The sequence below is a fragment of the Erwinia mallotivora genome, assembly GCF_000590885.1.
In the GTDB taxonomy this organism is placed as follows: Bacteria; Pseudomonadota; Gammaproteobacteria; order Enterobacterales; family Enterobacteriaceae; genus Erwinia; species Erwinia mallotivora.
Genome location: NZ_JFHN01000045.1, coordinates 330,391 through 349,652, shown reverse-complemented (window position 1 = coordinate 349,652; position 19,262 = coordinate 330,391). Strand labels below are relative to the sequence as shown.

Here is a 19,262-nt window from a genome sequence, read left to right as displayed (position 1 = left end):
GGGGAACACACGTACTGGTCGCTGATTCACTCCCACTGGAGCGGTTTATCCCCGCTCGCGCGGGGAATACAGCAGTGCAGCGGGCGTGGGTATGAGCGCATTCGTTTCGCGGGGAACGCACCTGCTATTTCTGGCGTCCGTAAGTGGGTGGCTTATCGGGCAGAACGACCCCCTCGAAAAGCGGGCTGAAAGCCTGCCCCCGCTGTATCATTTGAATAGTACGGATTGATTACCCCCTTTACGCTACAGCTCTCAGTTCTGAGAAGGGAAGCTCAGGCATCAGAAGCCGACATGATCAAGCGGAGAGCCTCACCAGTTAAGGCATCACCACCGATTAAACCAGCCAGAAGGCAACGGCGATCACGACAAGCGCAAATATTGCCGTCGAACCCCAGGCAAAAGTCGGCCAGAAGTTTACCGCCAGCATCCCGAATCCGAGAATGAGCATTATCGGGATAAGAGTGCTCGCAAAGTATCTGAGCTGGGTCCGCAGCCATCTTCTCAAAAAATCATTCATCTAATCATCCGCATAATGACGTCAGCAATGTCCCTGTCTGACGAAGGGGGAGAAAATCGAAGCGCGTTTCGGCTGATAACCGGCTCAACAATGAAATAGAGCATCTCCAGTTTTTCAACATACAATGCATAATAATAACGGGGATTTCGCGCTCTGAGGCGGTTTGCCGCGTCAGCGGACTCCTGAACGTAGCCGTAATAACTGACGATAGTTACTGCTGCGGCGCTTATTTTTGCCAGTTTTGTATTTATGCTCATTCTTGCCCCCAGACTGTAACTGACGGCAGCTACGATGGCGTAGGCCAGCGTCTGGTTTGTCATTGAGCCTGATGCAATCGTGGCACCTTTGCCAACCAGCAGTTTCTTGATGCGGCTAATGCGATCCTGCGTCAGCCCATGTAGCAACTGATTCACGTATATCTCCAGCATACTGGTGACAACATTGTGCAGTTTCACCAACTGGACAAGCCCTGCGAGAAATCGTACATCTTCGTTTTTCTTACCGGTACATACGGCCTGATAATTGTCTGTAAAACAGGAGGTGTAGTATGCCAGGCGTCTTGCACCGAGCTGCATACGGTTTGCCTGGTTGACGCATCCAGCTATGCTGGATTTATCCAATACTTCGAATGTTAACAGGCAAGTTGTTAACCCTCTCATAATTCTGATCTAACTACTCCAGGCTTAGTGCCGGGAATTATTTCCGAGGCGCTTGCACTGCTGTTGTCAGCGAAAGTCGAAATGTCAAAAAACAGCCTTAACGTACGATAATCTTAGATATCCAAACTAATTTCGGTACTGGGATGTTTGCCTGCCGTTTACCTCCCGCTCGCGCGGGGAACACTAACCTGCATAAAACGGGACATAGCAAACTTCTGGATTGAAGGAAGCCCCTCTGGGCCGCGACCTTCAAAAGTAAGCGCGGAAAGCGAAGAGAAAAGGGCGACCCTCAGGCCGCAGCGCATAGCTTTTGCTGATTGAATGCTCGTTAAGGACTGCGAACGAGTAGGCCCTGCTACATGAGGGCACGGCACTCCCCGCTCGCTGCCAGCATTTCCTGTAGCCTTTGATAGCTAACTGCATAATTGCTGTACCAACGTATCACCCGGAGGATGATATCTCGCTGAAAATGCCAGCCTTAAAATACGTTCCTGGATAGTGTTACTGGAGAAAATGGCAGCAAAGTTTATCAGCGCGGCGCGCTTTGCAAAATTGCCCGAATATCAGCCACCAGAGATATAATTCTGGTGGCTGATACTTATTAATAAGACAAAGTTTTCATTATCGAAATGATACGCTCTTCTCCACGTAAGCCAGCAGAGTCCACTAATGCTTTGTTTATTTTAGCACCAACCAGAAAATAAAGCATTTCCATATTATTCATATATAAGGCGTTATATAAATGGGAAGAAATTGATCTCAATTTTCTTGCTGCAAACGCAGCCATTTGAACTTTCCCGTAAAGGGATGCAGCCGTAACTATTACGAAGCTATATCTGTTAAGCTTAATCATAACTTCATTTTTGAAACTGAATGAGTTGACGATAATAATTGACAGGGTGTTTGCTATCGCCATCTTTGTCAACCGACTGCTTCGGTAATTAGCCAAACATTTTGTTAGTTTAATATCAAGAGATCGTATCTGGCTGTCGCTTACGTACTTCAGTTCATCATCCATGTACATTCTCATCATATCAGCGATGATATTTTTTCTCTTATAGACTTCATATATGCACTTTATGAATCTTCGATCTTCAGTTGATAGTTCCGTGCACACATCCTTATATTTATCGAAAAGGCATCAGCTGTACCACGAAGCCCTTTCTATCCCTGCGCGCAAATCTTCCAGTACGTTACTGCTGTTTTGGTTAACACCATTAACCGCACGCTCAAGCGCTAACGCTGCACTCCTGTCTGTTTGCAATTTGAATTTTACTATTGAAGATACAGACATTGTCGGTTTTCCTTTTCCGTGATAAAAATTGCATTAAATGTACTATATCATGAGGATTTAACCTTGAAAAAATGGATTTTCTCTATAATTTCATTTGTTCTTTCTTTTGTTATACTGGTCGTTTTGGTTTTTGAATTTGCATTCAGGTTCTTGACAGCTGACAATGCTATTGATTTTATGAGCAGGTTGAGTTTTTTAGGCTTCAGAGCTTCATTTGATTCCTGGATTGTATTTTTGGTTTTATTGTCAGGTTTAGTGGCTTTGGTTTTATCTGGGTGTGTTTTCTACAAGTTTAACAAGGTAGAGCGATGAGTTTCTTATCCGCATTTTTCAAGGAAATATTAGAGGACTTGATTGCTTACGCTATAGTTATATTTCTTTTTGTTTTTTACTATTTTGTTGTTCCAGATTATTGGTTTTTATCTGGTTTAATGACAATTCTTGTTGTCGGTGCGGTCAGATTTTTTCGCGTGTATAAAAAATAACCATAACACTATTGTAAAGCGCGCCGCGCTGATAAACTTTGCTGTCATTTTCACCAGAACAGAACTGCAAGAATCTTGAAATATTTAACCCGCGTGGCATTGCTGATGGCCTGGTAAAGAGGCCGTCGGTCAGGCGGCTTCAACAGGCGTCAAAGGTGGGCCTCCACGCCAGTTATCGCAGGCATCGCTAATAACCGACGCATCTGTTCGGTTTACCCCCGCTTACGCGGGGAACACGAAATATCATCACCAGGTTTGCGATCCCACGCCGGTTTACCCCCGCTTACGCGGGGAACACTCTAAAATTAACCTGTTGTTTTATAGACACAATCAGAGCAGCGAAAAATCTACCCGAATTTTCAGCCGGTTCAGCCTGCCGATTACCGAACGTCCGGTTATGGAAAATTCATCCCCCCTTGCCGGCCTTGCTGACAAACATGCAAATGCACCCAGCCCCACAACCCCGTTAACGACTCACCGTAAAACCAAGCATCATGCCCGTATCTTCATGTTCCAGCAGATGGCAGTGGGCCATGTAAGCCTGATCCTGACCGGCAGAGTGATTGAAACTCACCAGCACTTCGCTGCGGCCCCCTTCAACCCGCACCATATCTTTCCAGCCACGACGATGTGGCGCTGGCGGTTTGCCATTTTCCGAAAGAATACGAAACTGCGTGCCGTGTATATGGAAAGGATGCAGCATCTGATCACCCTCGCCGGAAATGATCCACTTCTCCACAACACCCTGTTTTACATCGAACGATGGCCGATCCATATCAAAAGCAACGCCATTGATTTTGTTACCGTTATGGAAATCATATGCGCTGGCAGCTGGCTTATCATGTTCCATTCCTGGCATTGAATCGTGCTCCATGCCTGCCATTGAACCGTGCTCCATGCCTGCCATTGAACCGTGCCCTTTTTCGCCACCCGACATCGCAGACGATTCCCCATCGCCGTTATCATCGGCGTCGCCACTCATATCCGCCATCGCGGCATGACCATACTTTTCCATCAGCGCCAACATGCCGCGCCTGTCCAGCTCAGGGTCCATGGTCAGTTTCAACAGACGTGTGCTGACATCGTCATGCGGTGGTATGGCAGGCACCGCCACCAGCTTATCCGGCAGCGTACCACTGGCAAAAACCTGTAGCGGCTGGATGGTCAGCACCGGCAACGGTTGATCAAAAGGTGCCAGCGTCATTCCCATCTGCTGCACCGGTAGCGTTTGCAGATCAAAGGTTTTGCCATCATGGGTATCGATCAGTACTTCAAATCGCTCTCCGGGCAGCATCGGCAGTTCATTCAGTTTCACCGGTTCAGCCAGCAGCCCGCCATCGCTGCCAATCACATACAGCGGTCGGCCGTCGCTGGCAGTCAGATTCAGCGAACGGGCGTTACAACCATTCAGTAACCGTAACCGCAACCAGCCACGCGGCACGGCATGTACCGGATAAATCGCCCCGTTGGTCAGCATGGTTTTACCGAACCAGCCCACCGCCGCGCTCATTTCGTCAAGCTGATAGTCAATCCTGCTGCCATCCTCGCTCAGCCGTTTGTCCTGCAAAATGACCGGGATGTCATCCACGCCCCAGATCTTCGGCAACAGCAGCTTTTCACTCTCCTCATCTTTTACCACCACCAATCCGGCCAGTCCCTGTGCGACCTGATAGCCGGTGCGACCATGTTGATGTGGATGAAACCAGCAGGTAGCCGCAGGTTGATCCGGCGTAAAACTGACACTGCGAAACTCACCGGGCGCAATCAGCGCATGAGGCCCCCCATCCACCTCGCCGGGAACACCCAGCCCGTGCCAGTGGACGGTGGTCGCTTCCGGCAATCTGTTATGCAGATTCACCGTTACGGGTTTATGCCGCTCCAAAGCAATTGCCGGTCCCAACAGCGCACCGTTATAGCCCCAGCTGGCAACCGGTTTGCCCATCCACTGGCTCTGCCCCTGCTGTGCAGTGATGTTGATTAATCCTCGCGGGTCTGCGGTTAACAGAGTGGGTACAGGCAGACTGGAACGCGTCGTTTCCGCCATCAGTGAACGGCTCCACATTGGCAGCACACTGGCCGCAGCCATCGCAGTACTTAACTTAATAAAATCAAGGCGTTGCATCGCATTTTTCCTTAAACCGGCAATCTTTCAGAAGTCGCAGCATAACCCTTCCCCCAGCGGTAAGGTCAAGCCTGGCTGATGTTTTGCCACGGCCTTTGAAGAAAATACCCCATTACAGCCGTTTCCCTGGCAAAATTGTCTGAAGCCCGGCAATAACTGTGTTAACGTCTGGCTATTACAACTGGTTGAGAACAATTATGAAGAAAAGCATCAAGGCTCTGTTGTTACTGGGTCTGTTTGGCTTCTCGTCGACAAGTTTTGCGCTTAGCGAGTCGGAAGCGGAAGATCTGGCGGATCTGACCGCTGTATTTGTCTATCTGAAGAATGACTGCGGCTATCGCAACCTGCCGGACGATCAGATCCGCCGGGCGCTGTTGTTTCTCGCGCAGCAGAATCGCTGGGATTTGAGTAATTACAGCAGCTACAACATGAAATCGTTGGGCGAAGACAGTTATAAAGATCTCAGTGGTATCGCCATTCCTAACGATATGAAATGCAAATCCCTGGCCCGTGACTCCCTCAGTCTGCTCGCTTACGTTAAATAATCCCGCAACAATGCCCGTCAGGTGATAATTTGACCGTGCAACCACGGTCAGAGTTAGCTATTATACTGCCCCATTTTTCGTGGCTATTTTCCTCAGGAGAGCCTCATCATGGCTGAAAAGGACAGGTGGTATGAAACGCTTCATACCGGTTTCGGGCAGTATTTCTCTGTCGACAACGTGCTGTACCGTGAGCAAACCGAGCATCAGGATCTGATCATTTTTGAAAATGCCGCGCTGGGCCGTGTTATGGCGCTGGATGGCGTGGTGCAAACCACCGAGCGCGACGAGTTTATCTATCACGAGATGATGACCCACGTCCCGCTGCTGGCGCACGGTAACCCTGAGCGGGTGTTGATTATCGGCGGCGGCGACGGTGCCATGCTGCGTGAAGTCAGCCGCCATAAAACGGTTAAACAGATAACGATGGTGGAAATTGACGCAGGCGTGGTGACGTTCTGTCAGCAATATCTCCCCAACCACAGCGCAGGTGCTTATCAGGATCCCCGCCTTAATCTGGTGATTGACGATGGTGTTAACTTTGTCCGCACCTGTAGCGACAAGTTTGATGTGATTATCTCTGACTGCACCGATCCTGTCGGACCGGGTGAAAGTCTCTTCACCTCGGCGTTTTATCAGGGATGCCACCGCTGCCTTAATGAAAATGGCATTTTCGTGGCGCAGAATGGCGTGTGTTTCCTGCAACAGGATGAAGCAGTTAACAGCCATCGCAAACTGAGTCACTACTTCCGCGATGTCAGTTTTTACCAGGCTGCGATCCCGACTTACTACGGCGGCATCATGACCTTTGCCTGGGCCAGCGACAATTCTTCGCTCCGCCAGCTGGATAGCGCAACATTACAGGCCCGTTATGCTGCAACCGGCCTGAGCTGCCGTTATTACAATCCGGCTATCCATACTGGCAGTTTTTCCCTGCCGCAATATCTGTTAAATGCACTGGCTGACTGACCAGGGGGTGAACAAAATTGCAAAAGCTTAAACTACATGGCTTCAACAACCTGACAAAAAGCCTGAGTTTTTGTATCTACGATATCTGTTATGCCAGTTCCGATGCGGAACGTGACGGATATATTGCGTACATTGATGAGCAATACAATGCCAACCGCCTGACGGAGATCCTCAGCGAAACCTGCTCGATCATTGGCGCAAACGTGCTGAATATTGCCCGACAGGATTATGAGCCACAGGGGGCCAGCGTTACCATTCTGGTCAGTGAAGAACCGGTTGATCCGAAAGACATCGACACCTCAGAACACCCCGGCCCGCTGCCCAACTCGGTGGTTGCGCACCTGGATAAAAGCCATATTTGCGTTCATACCTACCCGGAAAGCCATCCTGAAGGCGGCCTTTGCACCTTTCGCGCCGATATTGAAGTCTCCACCTGTGGGGTTATCTCACCGCTGAAGGCGCTGAACTACCTGATCCACCAGCTGGAATCCGACATCGTCACCATCGATTACCGGGTGCGTGGCTTTACCCGCGATGTGAACGGCGTGAAGCACTATATCGATCATCAGATCAATTCGATTCAGAATTTTATGTCGGAAGACATGAAGTCGATGTACGACATGGTGGATGTGAACGTTTATCAGGAGAACATCTTTCACACCAAGATGCTGCTGAAAGAGTTCGATCTGAAACACTATCTGTTCAACACCCGACCTGAAGAGTTGAGCCAGCAGGAACACAAAAGAATCACCGACCTGCTGTGGAAAGAGATGCGAGAAATCTATTACGGGCGCAATATCCCGTCAGTCGGGGCAAAGGCACCTTAACATGCCACCCCAGAGGGCGGTCTGCGGATCGCCCTTTTTTTGCTCTCAGGACTGAGTGAGCCGCAGGTTAAATGGTTGATCGCTCAGCTGGCTCTGTACCTCTTCTGCCAGATGGCCGTCGGTAACGATATCCGTAAGATTTTGCAGCGGCGTGGCACAAAACAGCGACCATGAGCCATATTTGCTGCTGTCGGCCAGCAGCACCCGGCGACGGGCATTGACCAGCAGATCCTCTTTCAGCCCGGCTTTTTCTTCCGTCGGCGTGGTTATCCCCCTCTCCAGACTCCAGGAATTGCAGCTGACAAAGGCCACGTCAGGATAGAGATTGCGTAACAGCCTGCGACCGTGCTCGCCCACGCAGGACTGGCTGGAATCATCAATACGCCCACCGATAATCGTCACTTCAATCTGTTTGAATTCAGAAAGGAACAGCGCGATATGCAGATCGGCGGTGATCACCCGCAGCGGTAGATGCGTCAGTTGACGCGCCAGTTCCATCATCGTGGTTCCGGCATCCAGCACCACCGCATCGCCTGAACTGACCATGCTTGCCGCCGCACGGGCAATTGCCTGCTTTTCAACCAGATTGCGCTGCATTTTCTCAAGCGTGGTCGGCTGAGCAGGAATAAAACGGTTAAGCGTTACCCCGCCATGCGAACGGCTGATCACGCCTTCAAGATCGAGTTTGATTAAATCCCGCCGGATAGTGGCCGGTGACGCTTCAATGGCAGCCACCAGCTGATCGACGGTGACCAGATTATGACTTTTCAGAAAGTCCATAATCTGGTCGAGGCGACTTTGTCCCTTCATATATCCCTATGCGAGCTGCATCGCTAGCTGAATGGAAATCGCCATGCTCTCAGACTTCGCTTTACCTGTCCAGGCAATATCAAACGCCGTACCGTGGTCGGCAGAAGTACGAATAAACGGCAGCCCGGCAGTGATATTTACCCCATCGTAGAAGCCCAGTAGCTTCAGCGGAATATGTCCCTGATCGTGATACATCGCCACCACTATGTCGTACTGGCCTTCATAGCATTGCAGGAAAACCGTATCCGGCGGGCAGGGTCCGGTGACATTCAGCCCCTGCGCTTTCATCTTCTCAACGGACGGCCCGACGATTTTGATCTCCTCATCGCCAAACAGGCCATTTTCACCGGCATGTGGATTCACCCCGGCCACCGCAATACGTGGATTTGTATAGCCCACGCGCCTGAGGAAGGTATCTGCCATCGCGGTGACCGTCTCCACCCGCTCGCCGTTCAGTGTGTCAAGGAACTTACGCAGCGCAATGTGCGTGGTGACATGGATCACCTTCAGTCGGTCGGTGTAGAGCACCATCGCATAATCTTTGCTGTCGGTGAGTTTCGCCAGCAGTTCGGTATGGCCGGGGTAGAGATGTCCGGCGGCGTGCAGCGCCTCTTTGTTCAGTGGCGCGGTGGCGATGGCATGAACCTCGCCCGCCATCGCCAGCTCCGTGGCTCTTTTCACACAGCGGAAAGCCAGATCGCCCGCCGCAACCTGCACCACACCGGGCTTCAGCGCCTGCGGTTCGGCCAGCGGTTCGTCAATTACGTTAATGATCCCCGGCGCAAAACGGGCCTCCGCCACGCGGTTCAGCACGCGTATTTCCGCCTGGGGCGTAATGCCCATACCGAGCACCCGCCGCAGCGTACTGGCACACCCTACCACCACCGCCGTTGCACCTGACAGCTCTCCTTCCGCCAGAGATTTGATGATAATTTCCGGGCCAATACCCGCCGGATCGCCCATGGTAACCGCAATAATTTTACTCACCCGCCTTCTCCTCAATAAAACGAAAAACTTCTACCAGGGTGTTGTCATCACCAAAACCGCCAGCCTTCGTCAGCACCAGCAGGTCGTTTTTACCGTTTAGCAGTTGTCCCCAGGGAACGCAGTCCGCCACCTGGCCGGCAACGCAAAAACCGTTTGCGCCCAGCCCGCTGGCCACCGCAATCGCCACATCACCGCCGGAAAGATACAGCCCGGCAGGCTGAACCTCTGCCAGTACCGCGCGGGTCAGTCCGGCAAGAAAAGTACAAATCTGCTCGCCCAGTTGACGGCGGCTCAGGCCATATTGCTGACAGAGCGCCGCGATATCATGCCGCTGGCTGGCCTGCTGGCAGGTGCGGATAACACAGTGCTGACCGCGTTGCAGCGCCGTGACCGCCTGCTGTTGCCAGAGCCCCTCATCGGCGCTGGCGCTCAAAATCTGCCGGACGCTGATATCAATCAGACACAGCGAAAAGTGCTGTTGCAGGCGGGCAATTTGTCGGCTGCCCACCTCACTCATTGAGCCGGTCACCGCCAGCACCGCTGGCCTGACACTGACCGGCGCAGGGCGTAGAGCAGCCCTCTGCCCCTCTCCGGCCAGGTGTGCGCTCAGCGCATCGCTCAGCCCGGCCGCGCCGACCAGCAGTGGTCGCACCGCGAGTGCCGCCGCCGCCTGAACAATGTGCTGCAAATCTGACGGCTGCTCGGCATCAAGAACAATCAGCCGCTGACCGTCTGCTATCGCCGCCGCAAGATGCGCCGTCAGGTCTTGCTGGCGCACCACCTCCAGCGGCAGCAGGCCACCTTTTAACGCGCTCTGCTGCTGTAATCGTGCCAGCACGCAGTCCTCGCTGACCGGGGTTTTCGGATCGCTGGCGTATTCCGTTTCGGTCAACCGGTGGCCGTCGATATAGCACACCCCCTGCCGGGTGATGCGACCCAGTTTGGGCACCGCCGGCACCACCAGCGCCGCCGGGGCTGTGCTGGCCAGCAGCGCGGCCTCGACTTCCGCACCGGGATTACCGCGCAGCGTGGAGTCAATTTTCTTGAAGATCCAGCCGTTACGCGCCAGCTCTGCCTGCCGTGCCACCGCCTGCCGGGTGCGTTGGGCCGCCTCGTCGGCAGTGCAGGCGCGGCTGTCGGTATTAATCACCCAGACATCCGCTTCCAGCCCGTCTGTCTCCGCCGATGCGTTGAACAGCACGTTAACTCGCGCACCGGCCCCCGCCATGGCGCTTCCGGCATCATTTGCCCCGGTGAAGTCATCCGCCACCGCCAGTACCGGCTCTTTCCACTGCAAGGGCGTCATCGCATCTCCTGCCATTTATCACGGGAAGCCATCTCCCCTGCCGGTAATGATTATATTCAATCATAATTGATTATATGTGAGCAACTTCAAATTAATCGAAATCAATTTACCCTATAAAATTAAGCATGGACCGCAAGGCATTGCGGAGAAATGAGCAAATACAATCAACTCTGCTTCGCAGGCAGATAAAGGTATGGCAAATGAATATCAACAGCACCGTAATCAGTGGCTATCAGACTCTTCATGACATTGGCTGGCTGTTGCAGGATGTACAACACGTCCTGCTGGTGACAGATAAAAACATCGTCGGCATCCCGGCAGTAAGGGCGCTGACTGACCAGCTGAGCGACAGGGTTGCCACGCTGAGCCGGGTTGATACGGTGCCTCCGGAACCGAGCCAGCATGATGTGGCGGCGATCGTCAATGCGCTGGACACGCAGGGTGTCGATTTGGTGATCGGCGTGGGTGGCGGCAGCGTACTGGACGTGGCCAAACTGCTGTCGGTGCTCTGCGTGGAGAACCCGCCGACGCTGGATGCCTTGCTGGAGGGTGAGAAACCCCAGCGCCGAACCGCTTCGCTGCTTATTCCCACCACCGCAGGAACCGGCTCTGAAGCCACACCCAATGCCATTCTCGCCATCCCTGAAAAGGAAACCAAGGTAGGGATTATCTCGCCGGTGATGTTGCCTGACTATGTGGTGCTGGCACCGGAGCTGACCACCAGTATGCCCGCCCATATTGCCTCTTCTACCGGTATTGATGCGTTGTGCCATCTGATTGAGTGCTTCACCGCCACCGTCGCCAATCCGGTCAGCGATAACTATGCGCTGATGGGGCTGCAAAAGCTGTTCAACAGTCTGGAAAAAACGGTGGCGGAACCGGGCAATCTGGCGGCCAGGCTGGATATGCTGTGGGCATCGTATTACGGCGGTGCCGCCATTGCCCATGCCGGAACGCATCTGGTGCACGCCATGTCCTATCCGCTTGGCGGCAAATATCACATCCCACACGGCGTGGCGAATGCCATCCTGCTGGCACCCTGTATGCGATTTGTGCGTCCGGCGGCGGTCAGCAAATTTGCCCAGGCTTATCAGCTGCTGCCAGAGGCCGATCTCAGCCTGAGTGAAGAACAGCAGTCCCATGCGCTGGTGGATTATTTCACCGCACTGGTTAAACGCCTGCACCTTCCGGCCAGCCTGGACGAACTGGGTATCGGCGCGGACCACCTTCCCGGCCTGGTTGATGCCGCACTTGGCGTCCAGCGCCTGATGAAAAACGTACCCGCCCCGGTCAGCGCCGACGATGTTCGCGAAGTCTATCTGACGCTGTTTCCGGCGCTACACGCTTAACGATTACGAGGACACCATGAGTAAAAAAATATCCGGCGTACTGACCGCCATCGTGACCCCTTTTACCGTCGAAGGCGACTACCACGACGCCGCCATGCGTAAGCAGATTCAGCGTCAGCTGGCGGCGGGTAACGGCATTTTCTGCGGCGGCACCAACGGTGAGTTCTTTGTGCTGAACAGTGAAGAAAAGCTGGCCGTCGCCAGAACCTGCGTCGAGGAAGTTGCGGGTCGCGCCCCGGTTGTTGCGCACATCGGTGAGATTTCCACCCGTGAAACACTTCGTCTGGGTAAGCAGGTGGCCGCCACGGGGGTGGACGCGGTTTCTGCTATCACGCCGTGGTTTGTGCCGCTCAGTCAGCAGGAACTGATCGCCCATTACCGTGAGGTCGCCGATGCGCTGACCGTGCCGCTGTTTATCTACAACATTCCGGCGCGTACCGGCAACACGCTGCAACCGGAGACGGTGCGCGAACTGGCCGCCCACCCCAATATCGTCGGCATTAAGGACAGCGCGGGCAGTTATGACAGCCTGAGCGGGTTCCTCCGCGCCGCCGAAGGCCTCGACAATTTTGACGTGCTGAACGGTCCGGATTCACTGATTCATCAGGGATTTGTGGACGGCTGCTCCGCCTGTATTTCCGGGCTGGCTAACGTTGCCCCCAACGAAATCAACGCCATCTGGGCGCGGTTCCACGCGGGTGATATCGACGGTTCGCGCCGGGCGCAGGAAAACGTCACCGGTCTGAGAACCGATCTCTACAGCGTCGGCTTCTCGCCCGCAGCGGTGAAAAAAGCGGTGGCGCTGATGGGCCATGAGGTGGGTGAAAGCCGCTATGCCGTGCGCTTCAGCACGGAGCAGGAGCAGCGCATCCGCCAGATCGTTAATCAATACACTCACTAATGGGTGGTGGCGCTGTCTGGCGCCATCCCGGGATACGTAAAATGAAAGTGATTTGTACCTCTCCTTCATTCGCCAGATACGACAGCCAGCCAATCGAAGCCTTACGACAACAGGGGTTCGAGCTGGTGATGCTGCCTGCCGATGCCCCGCTGAGCGCACTGGAGCCGCATCTGACCGATACCGTGGCGATGATTGTCGCCTTCACCGAGGTGAAGGCCGCGTTACTGGCGAAGGCTCCCCGGCTGGGCATCGTCTGCAAACACGGTGTGGGGGTTGATAACATCGATCTGACGGCCTGCAAATCCCGGGGAATTTATGTCACCAACGTGCCGGATGCGAACAAACATGCGGTGGCCGACTTTGCCTTCGCGCTAATCCTCAATGCTGCCCGCCAGGTGACGCAGGCCTGTATCGCGACCCGTGCCGGAGAGTGGCCGCGCCTTTTCGCCACCGATGTGTATGGTAAAACGCTGGGGATTGTCGGCCTCGGTAATATCGGCAAGCAGGTGGCGCTGCGAGCCAGCGGTTTCAGTATGCGCGTACTGGCCTTTGATTTTTATCCGGATACGCAATTTGCTGCCGCGCACAACATTGAGTTTGTCTCGCTGGATCAACTGACGGCGCAAAGCGACTTTATCACCCTGCACACGCCCCTGACTGAGCAAACGCGGGATCTGTTCGATGCGGCAAGGATTGCACAGATGAAAAAATCTGCCTTTCTGATCAACGTGTCGCGGGGTGGCGTGGTCAATGAGAGCGACCTGTTTAATGCGCTGAACGACCGGATGATCGCCGGTGCCGCCGCAGACGTTTTTGACCACGAACCGCTGACCACACATCCGCTGTTCTCGCTGAATAACTTTATTCCCACGCCACATATTGCCGGCTACACCGATGGGGCAATCAGTGCCATTGGCGAGCGCTGTGTGCAGCAAATTGTGCAGTGTGTTAAAGCACAGCAACAGCCGGTCAACGTGATGAATGCACTGTAATCAGGGCCGGGGCGTCGTTGCCGCCCCGATAAAGAGAGCTGGACGGCGATCCAGCCTGGAACAACGCTTACCGGGGTCTGACGATGAATACTCATGCTGGAAATACCCGCATCCGCTGGTGGATTGCAGGTCTGATGTGGCTGGCGATTGCCATCAATTATATCGACCGCACCGTACTGTCAGCGGCCGCGCCGCATCTGATTGATGAACTGAAACTCAGCCCGGAAATGATGGGCTTTATCATGGCGGCATTCTTCTGGTCCTATTCCCTGCTACAGATCCCGGCGGGTTGGTTTGCCGACCGTTTCGGTCAGAAAAAAGGGCTGGGCCTCGCGGTAGCCTGGTGGTCCATCGCCACCTCAGCAATGGGGCTGGCAACCGGGTTTAAATCGCTTCTGGCGCTGCGCCTCGCGCTCGGCGTCGGTGAGGCCGCCGCCTACCCCAGTAACGCCGGTATCACCGCACGTTGGTTTCCGGATAAAGAACGCGCCACCGTTTCCGGCCTGTTCGACAGCGCCTCAAAATTTGGTGGCGCGGTGGCAATGCCGCTGATCGTCTGGATGATCTACATGTTCGACTGGCGGCTGACCTTTCTGATTATCGGCGGCGTCGGGCTGTTATGGGTCATCGCCTGGTATCTGATTTACGCTGAAAACCCGGAAGATCATCAACGTATCAGCAAACAGGAAGTCAGCCTGATCCGCGAAGGCCAGGCGCGCAGGCACGGTGAAAAAGGCGTCCTGCCGATGAAATGGTACAAACTGCTGCGCTACCGCAACATCCAGGCAATGTGTATCGGCTTTTTTACCATCAATTACACCTCCTATTTCTTTATCACCTGGCTACCCACTTACCTGGTGAAAGAGAAAGGTATGGATTTTATCAAGATGGGGATGATTGCCGCCCTGCCGCTGCTGTGCGGCATGGTGATTGAAGTCGCCGCAGGCTGGGCATCAGACCGCATGGTGCACCGCAAAGTCTTGTCGCTGACTGCCACCCGCAAACTGTTTCTGACTGTCGGTCTGCTGATGGCGCTGTGCATTGGCTTTGCACCCTTTACCGACTCAGTGGCAATGACCGTATTCCTGCTCTGCGTGGCGAAGTCGGGAACCACCGTGGCCGCATCGCAGGTATGGGCGCTGCCAGGCGACGTGGCCCCGAAAAACAGCGTCTCCGTGGTCGCCGGGCTGCAAAACACCGTCTCCAATCTGGGCGGCGCAATCGGGCCCATCGTTACCGGGGCCATCGTTGCCGCGACCGGCTCCTTCAACTGGGCACTGATTTTCTCTGCCGGACTGGTGGTGGTTGGCATCCTTAATTATCTGTTTTTAATGGGGAAAGTAGAACCCATCTCCAGCGAAGACTCATTAAAGGCGCGGCAGGTATCGATGGGCCGTGCATAGCAAAACAGGGGCAGACACAGGCTGGCTGCCCGCACACCTTTAACCCTGTATCACCGTTAACGCTGCTGGCTGGCGGGCTGTCCCGCCCTGCCTGTGGTTCCGTTTCACTTTACCTTAACCCTGCAAGGCGCGGACAGAACCACAAGGTCGGCGCGCCCTGACCGATAGTGAGGCATTACGATGAAAGAGTTTTCCTCCTCAGGCACGATGATCATCATCGGGATGGTGGTGGCCTACATTCTGTTCACCACCTGGCTGACTTACCGCTTACGCAGTAAAAGCTCCGGCGATTTTATGGAAGGTTCACGGGCGATGCCGGCCTTTATCGTCGGCATTATGCTGATGTCTGAATATATCGGTGCCAAGTCCACCATTGGCACCGCGCAGGCCGCTTTTGAAGATGGCTTTGCCGCCTCATGGTCGGTGATTGGCGCGGCGATTGGCTTCCCGATTTTCGGGCTGCTGCTGGTAAAACGCATCTACAATACCGGCAAAATCACCATCTCCGGCGCGGTGGCGGAGAAGTACGGCAGTACCACCAAAAACATCATTTCGCTGATTATGATTTATGCCCTGCTGCTGGTGAACGTGGGGAATTACGTCAGCGGCGCAGCCGCCATCTCTACCGTGCTGAAAGTTAACCTGCCGGTGGCCGCCTTTATCACCGCCGTAGTCAGCACCTTCTACTTTGCCTTTGGCGGCATGAAAGGCATGGCGTGGGTGACTATGCTGCACAGTGCGTTGAAATACATCGGTATTCTGATAATCCTCGGCGTGGCGCTGAAAATGACCGGGGGGATTACGCCGATGGTGCAGAAGATGCCGGACTTCTACTGGACCTGGGACGGCCACGTCGGTGCCAGCACCATTGTCGCCTGGCTGATTGGGACCATCGGGTCGATTTTCTGTACCCAGTTTGTCATCCAGGCGATCTCCTCAACCAAAAGCCCGGCTGCCGCCCGCCGCGCCACCTGGGTCGCCTTTTTCTTCTGCCTGCCCATTGGGCTTGCCATTGCGGTGATTGGCGTGGCGGCAAAATATCTGCATCCTGACATTAAAAGCCTCTATGCTCTGCCGGTGTTTTTACAGGATATGAGTCCGTGGCTGGCCGGGATTGTCACCACCTCGCTGGTGGCCTCGATTTTTGTCAGCGTCGGCACCGTGGCCCTGGCCATTGCCTCGTTGATCGTCAAAGATTTCTACGTCCCTTACCGCAATCCCACCCCGGAGCGGGAGTTCAAAATGACCCGCCTGCTGTCGCTGGTGATTGGTTTCGCACCGCTGATCTTCGTGCTGTTCGTGCCGGAAGTGCTAAAACTCTCCTTCTTTACCCGCGCCATTCGCCTGTCAATTTCCGTGGTCGCGATTATCGCCTTCTATCTGCCGATGTTTAAAAGCGCCCGCGGTGCAAACTGGGGACTGATTGGTGCCTGTGTGGTCACCTCGGTGTGGTTCCTGCTGGGCGACCCTTTTGGCATCAACAATATGTATATCGCCCTGATTACCCCGGCGGTGATTATGGCGATTGACCACCTGATACCCCGTCGGGAAAAAAGTAAGAAAACCAACGACAATTTGCAAAAAAGTGGAGCGTAATGATGATGGATAACGTAACCGTCGAGCGTGATGGCCTGGTACATCCGGCCGGTGACAGCCAGTTGCAGGTCGCGATGCTACCCTCCCCCTGCCCGCAGAACCATGCCGCCAACCTGCTGCCGCTGCCGGATGGCGATCTGCTCTGCTGCTGGTTTGGCGGCACCCAGGAAGGCATTGCCGATATCTCCATCTGGTGTTCGCGTCTGGCAAAAGGCAGCCAGTGCTGGAGCGAACCACAAAAACTGTCGGAGGACGACAGCCGCTCAGAGCAGAACCCCGTACTGTTTCTGGCACCGGATAACATTCTGTGGCTGATGTACACCGCCCAGAAATCGGGCAATCAGGACACCGCCATCGTTCGCTATCGTCAGTCGGCTGACTTTGGTCACAGCTGGGGGCCGATAGCCACGCTGCTGGACAGGCCGGGTACTTTTATCCGCCAGCCGGTAGTCGTGCTGCCAAATGGTAACTGGCTGCTGCCGGTGTTTTACTGCACCACCCGTCCCGGTGAAAAATGGCTGGGGAATGACGATACCAGCGCGGTGAAAATTTCCTCAGACCAGGGAAAAACCTGGCGCGATGTGGCGGTGCCGGAGAGCACCGGCTGTGTGCATATGAATGTCACTCTGCTGAAAGATGGCTCACTGCTGGCGCTGTTTCGCAGCCGCTGGGCTGACCATATCTGGCTCAGCCGTTCATACGACAATGGTGAAAGCTGGTCTGCACCAAAGCCCACCGAACTGCCGAATAACAACTCTTCCATTCAGGTCACCACGCTTGCTAACGGCTCACTGGCGCTGGTCTTCAACGCCATGAGCGCCGAAGGTGCCAGCGAGCGGCGTCTGTCACTGTATGATGAAATTGAAGACGAAGACGACGCTGCCACTGCGGAACCGGTCGCCCGCAGCGGCAAAACCGCCTTCTGGGGGGCACCACGCGCGCCAATGACGCTGGCTATTTCGAAAGATGGCGGTGACAGCTGGCCGTGGCAGCGCAATCTTGATGAGGGGGATGGCTACTGTATGACCAATAATTCGCAGCAAAAGCTGAACCGCGAGTTCTCCTATCCCAGCATTAAACAGGGCGTTAATGGTGAGCTGCATGTCGCGTACACTTATTTTCGTCAGGCGATTAAATACGTTTGTCTTCACGAAGAGTGGGTTACCGCTTCCGGAGAAACGCAATGATCACCGGCAACCTGAAGCGCCTGCCGCTGGCAACCCTGCCCCCTTTTCTGCACGCGCTGCTTGCCAGACCTGAACACAGTCTGGCAGCGTTGCAGGCGCAGGATGATGGTCGCTTTCAGCCAGAGGGTGAAGGCTGGTTTTACACCATCAGCATGGCGCAAACCGCCGCCGCTGCAACGCGCCATACCGAGTTTCATCGCCAGTATCTGGATATCCAGATCGTGCTGGACGGCAGCGAAACGATTAATTTTTCCTGTGCCGACGCCCGTCAGCAGCAGGCAGAAGAAAAGAAACCCGATCTGTTTATCGTTGCCCAACCGCAGCTGCCGCATTCGCTGCGGCTTACCGTCGGGGATTTCGTGACGTTCTATCCCGGCGAAGCGCATCAGGCGCTGTGCGCCAGCGGTCAACCGGCTCCGGTGCGCAAAGCGGTATTTAAAATCCCCCTGCCCCTGCTGGAGGCGGCCTTATGAGCCGTCACGCCCTGGTCACCGGGGCCAGCTCCGGCATTGGGGCCGCCATCGTCACCAGGCTGCTCGACGAAGGCTGGACGGTCACCGGGCTGAGCCGCACTCCCGTCACGCTCAGTCATCCCCGTTTTTGCTCGCGGCCGGTTGATCTGCTGAATACCGATGCGTTAAAGCAGCTGCTGGCAACACTGTCGCCGGTGGATGCGGTGGTCCATGCAGCGGGGATGATGAAGGCGGCACCTCTCGGAGAACTTGATGCCGCAATCAGTCAACAGCTGTGGCAGTTGCATATTGCCGTGGCAGAAATGCTGGCTAATCAGCTGGTGGCACAGCTACCGGACGGTGGGCGCATTATTCTGATTGGCAGTCGGACCTCGCGCGGCGCAGCAGGACGCAGCCAGTACGTCAGCACCAAATCGGCGATGAAAGGCATGGTCAGGAGCTGGGCAGCAGAGCTGGCACCGCGTGGCATTACTGTCAATATCGTCGCGCCCGGTGCAACCGCCACGCCAATGCTGAGTATGCCTGGCCGGGAAAGCTCACCGCCAACGTTGCCGCCCATCGGGCGCTATATTCAGCCGGAAGAGGTCGCCGGGCTGGTCAGCTTTCTGCTCTCCCCTGCCGCCGACGCCATCACCGGCCAGGAGATGGTAATCTGTGGCGGTGCCTCGTTGTAACGTCGGTTAAGATGCCGTGAGCTTTCCGGGCCATTGAGGCGTACAAAAAATCAGTAGGGTGCGCCTTTATCTTTCCGACCTTTGAAAATGGCAGCAGATTCACTTCCCCTTTGCTGCTCGCTATCTGTCTGTTCCCTGCAATGTATTCACTTTGGTTTTTTATCCCCCT

The 19,262-nt window shown here is 54.7% G+C and carries 18 protein-coding genes and 1 pseudogene; 11 read left to right on the top strand and 8 right to left on the bottom strand.

Going from position 1 to position 19,262, the window contains the following annotated elements; genetic code table 11:
- Positions 1-334 precede the first annotated feature (334 nt).
- From BG55_RS10405 to cueO, 5 genes and pseudogenes are all read right to left on the bottom strand, one after another.
- Complete coding sequence (locus BG55_RS10405; RefSeq protein ID WP_034937218.1) at positions 335-517, bottom strand: hypothetical protein; 183 nt, start codon at positions 515-517, stop codon at positions 335-337.
- Complete coding sequence (locus BG55_RS10400) at positions 514-1,092, bottom strand: hypothetical protein (protein WP_235192743.1); 579 nt, start codon at positions 1,090-1,092, stop codon at positions 514-516. The genes BG55_RS10405 and BG55_RS10400 overlap by 4 nt, the downstream gene beginning before the upstream one ends.
- Positions 1,093-1,552: 460 nt before the next feature.
- Positions 1,553-1,633: pseudogene (locus BG55_RS23235) on the bottom strand (IS6 family transposase); the annotation flags it as partial.
- A 144-nt stretch (positions 1,634-1,777) separates the two neighbouring features.
- Positions 1,778-2,194, bottom strand: a complete 417-nt coding sequence (locus tag BG55_RS23230; RefSeq protein WP_235192742.1) for a hypothetical protein — start codon at positions 2,192-2,194, stop codon at positions 1,778-1,780.
- A 1,227-nt stretch (positions 2,195-3,421) separates the two neighbouring features.
- A complete protein-coding gene (gene cueO / locus BG55_RS10390) occupies positions 3,422-5,077 on the bottom strand; it encodes a multicopper oxidase CueO (RefSeq protein ID WP_034937214.1) in 1,656 nt (551 codons plus the stop codon).
- Positions 5,078-5,274: 197 nt separating this feature from the next.
- Between cueO and BG55_RS10385 the strand changes: the two genes are divergently transcribed.
- From BG55_RS10385 to speD, 3 genes are all read left to right on the top strand, one after another.
- Positions 5,275-5,622, top strand: a complete 348-nt coding sequence (locus BG55_RS10385) for a YacC family pilotin-like protein (protein ID WP_034937211.1) — start codon at positions 5,275-5,277, stop codon at positions 5,620-5,622.
- Positions 5,623-5,730: 108 nt separating this feature from the next.
- Positions 5,731-6,588, top strand: coding sequence for a polyamine aminopropyltransferase (speE, locus tag BG55_RS10380; RefSeq protein ID WP_034937210.1), 858 nt, complete (start codon positions 5,731-5,733; stop codon positions 6,586-6,588).
- Positions 6,589-6,605: 17 nt separating this feature from the next.
- Positions 6,606-7,415 (top strand): adenosylmethionine decarboxylase, encoded by an 810-nt coding sequence (gene speD, locus BG55_RS10375; protein WP_034937207.1) that lies wholly within the window; start codon positions 6,606-6,608, stop codon positions 7,413-7,415.
- A 45-nt stretch (positions 7,416-7,460) separates the two neighbouring features.
- On the opposite strand, the gene BG55_RS10370 is transcribed toward speD, so the two are convergent.
- Genes BG55_RS10370 through dtnK form a run of 3 tightly spaced genes read right to left on the bottom strand, consistent with a single transcriptional unit; the run spans position 7,461 to position 10,518 of the window.
- Positions 7,461-8,225: a DeoR/GlpR family DNA-binding transcription regulator gene (locus BG55_RS10370; protein WP_034937205.1), complete on the bottom strand. Its 765-nt coding sequence runs from the start codon at positions 8,223-8,225 to the stop codon at positions 7,461-7,463.
- A 6-nt stretch (positions 8,226-8,231) separates the two neighbouring features.
- Entirely contained in the window at positions 8,232-9,212 is a 981-nt protein-coding gene (locus tag BG55_RS10365; RefSeq protein ID WP_034937203.1) for a D-threonate 4-phosphate dehydrogenase, read from the bottom strand.
- The gene (gene dtnK / locus BG55_RS10360) at positions 9,205-10,518 is read right to left on the bottom strand and encodes a D-threonate kinase (protein ID WP_034937201.1); all 1,314 of its coding nucleotides are present in this window, start codon (positions 10,516-10,518) and stop codon (positions 9,205-9,207) included. The genes BG55_RS10365 and dtnK overlap by 8 nt, the downstream gene beginning before the upstream one ends.
- 200 nt (positions 10,519-10,718) lie before the next feature.
- On the opposite strand from dtnK, the gene BG55_RS10355 reads away from it, so the two are divergent.
- From BG55_RS10355 to BG55_RS10320, 8 genes are all read left to right on the top strand, one after another.
- A complete protein-coding gene (locus BG55_RS10355) occupies positions 10,719-11,867 on the top strand; it encodes an iron-containing alcohol dehydrogenase (protein ID WP_034937198.1) in 1,149 nt (382 codons plus the stop codon).
- 16 nt (positions 11,868-11,883) lie between these two features.
- On the top strand, positions 11,884-12,768 hold the full coding sequence (locus tag BG55_RS10350) for a dihydrodipicolinate synthase family protein (RefSeq protein ID WP_034937196.1): 885 nt from the start codon (positions 11,884-11,886) through the stop codon (positions 12,766-12,768).
- A gap of 41 nt (positions 12,769-12,809) precedes the next feature.
- Positions 12,810-13,760, top strand: a complete 951-nt coding sequence (locus BG55_RS10345; protein WP_034937193.1) for a phosphoglycerate dehydrogenase — start codon at positions 12,810-12,812, stop codon at positions 13,758-13,760.
- 83 nt (positions 13,761-13,843) lie between these two features.
- The gene (locus tag BG55_RS10340) at positions 13,844-15,163 is read left to right on the top strand and encodes an MFS transporter (RefSeq protein ID WP_034937190.1); all 1,320 of its coding nucleotides are present in this window, start codon (positions 13,844-13,846) and stop codon (positions 15,161-15,163) included.
- A gap of 180 nt (positions 15,164-15,343) precedes the next feature.
- On the top strand, positions 15,344-16,759 hold the full coding sequence (locus BG55_RS10335) for a sodium:solute symporter family protein (protein ID WP_034937189.1): 1,416 nt from the start codon (positions 15,344-15,346) through the stop codon (positions 16,757-16,759).
- The gene (locus tag BG55_RS10330) at positions 16,759-17,946 is read left to right on the top strand and encodes a sialidase family protein (protein WP_034937187.1); all 1,188 of its coding nucleotides are present in this window, start codon (positions 16,759-16,761) and stop codon (positions 17,944-17,946) included. The genes BG55_RS10335 and BG55_RS10330 overlap by 1 nt, the downstream gene beginning before the upstream one ends.
- Positions 17,943-18,419, top strand: coding sequence for a NanQ anomerase/TabA/YiaL family protein (locus BG55_RS10325; protein WP_034937186.1), 477 nt, complete (start codon positions 17,943-17,945; stop codon positions 18,417-18,419). Before BG55_RS10330 ends, BG55_RS10325 begins: the two co-directional genes overlap by 4 nt.
- On the top strand, positions 18,416-19,093 hold the full coding sequence (locus tag BG55_RS10320) for an SDR family NAD(P)-dependent oxidoreductase (protein ID WP_034937184.1): 678 nt from the start codon (positions 18,416-18,418) through the stop codon (positions 19,091-19,093). Before BG55_RS10325 ends, BG55_RS10320 begins: the two co-directional genes overlap by 4 nt.
- The last annotated feature ends 169 nt before the right edge of the window (positions 19,094-19,262 follow it).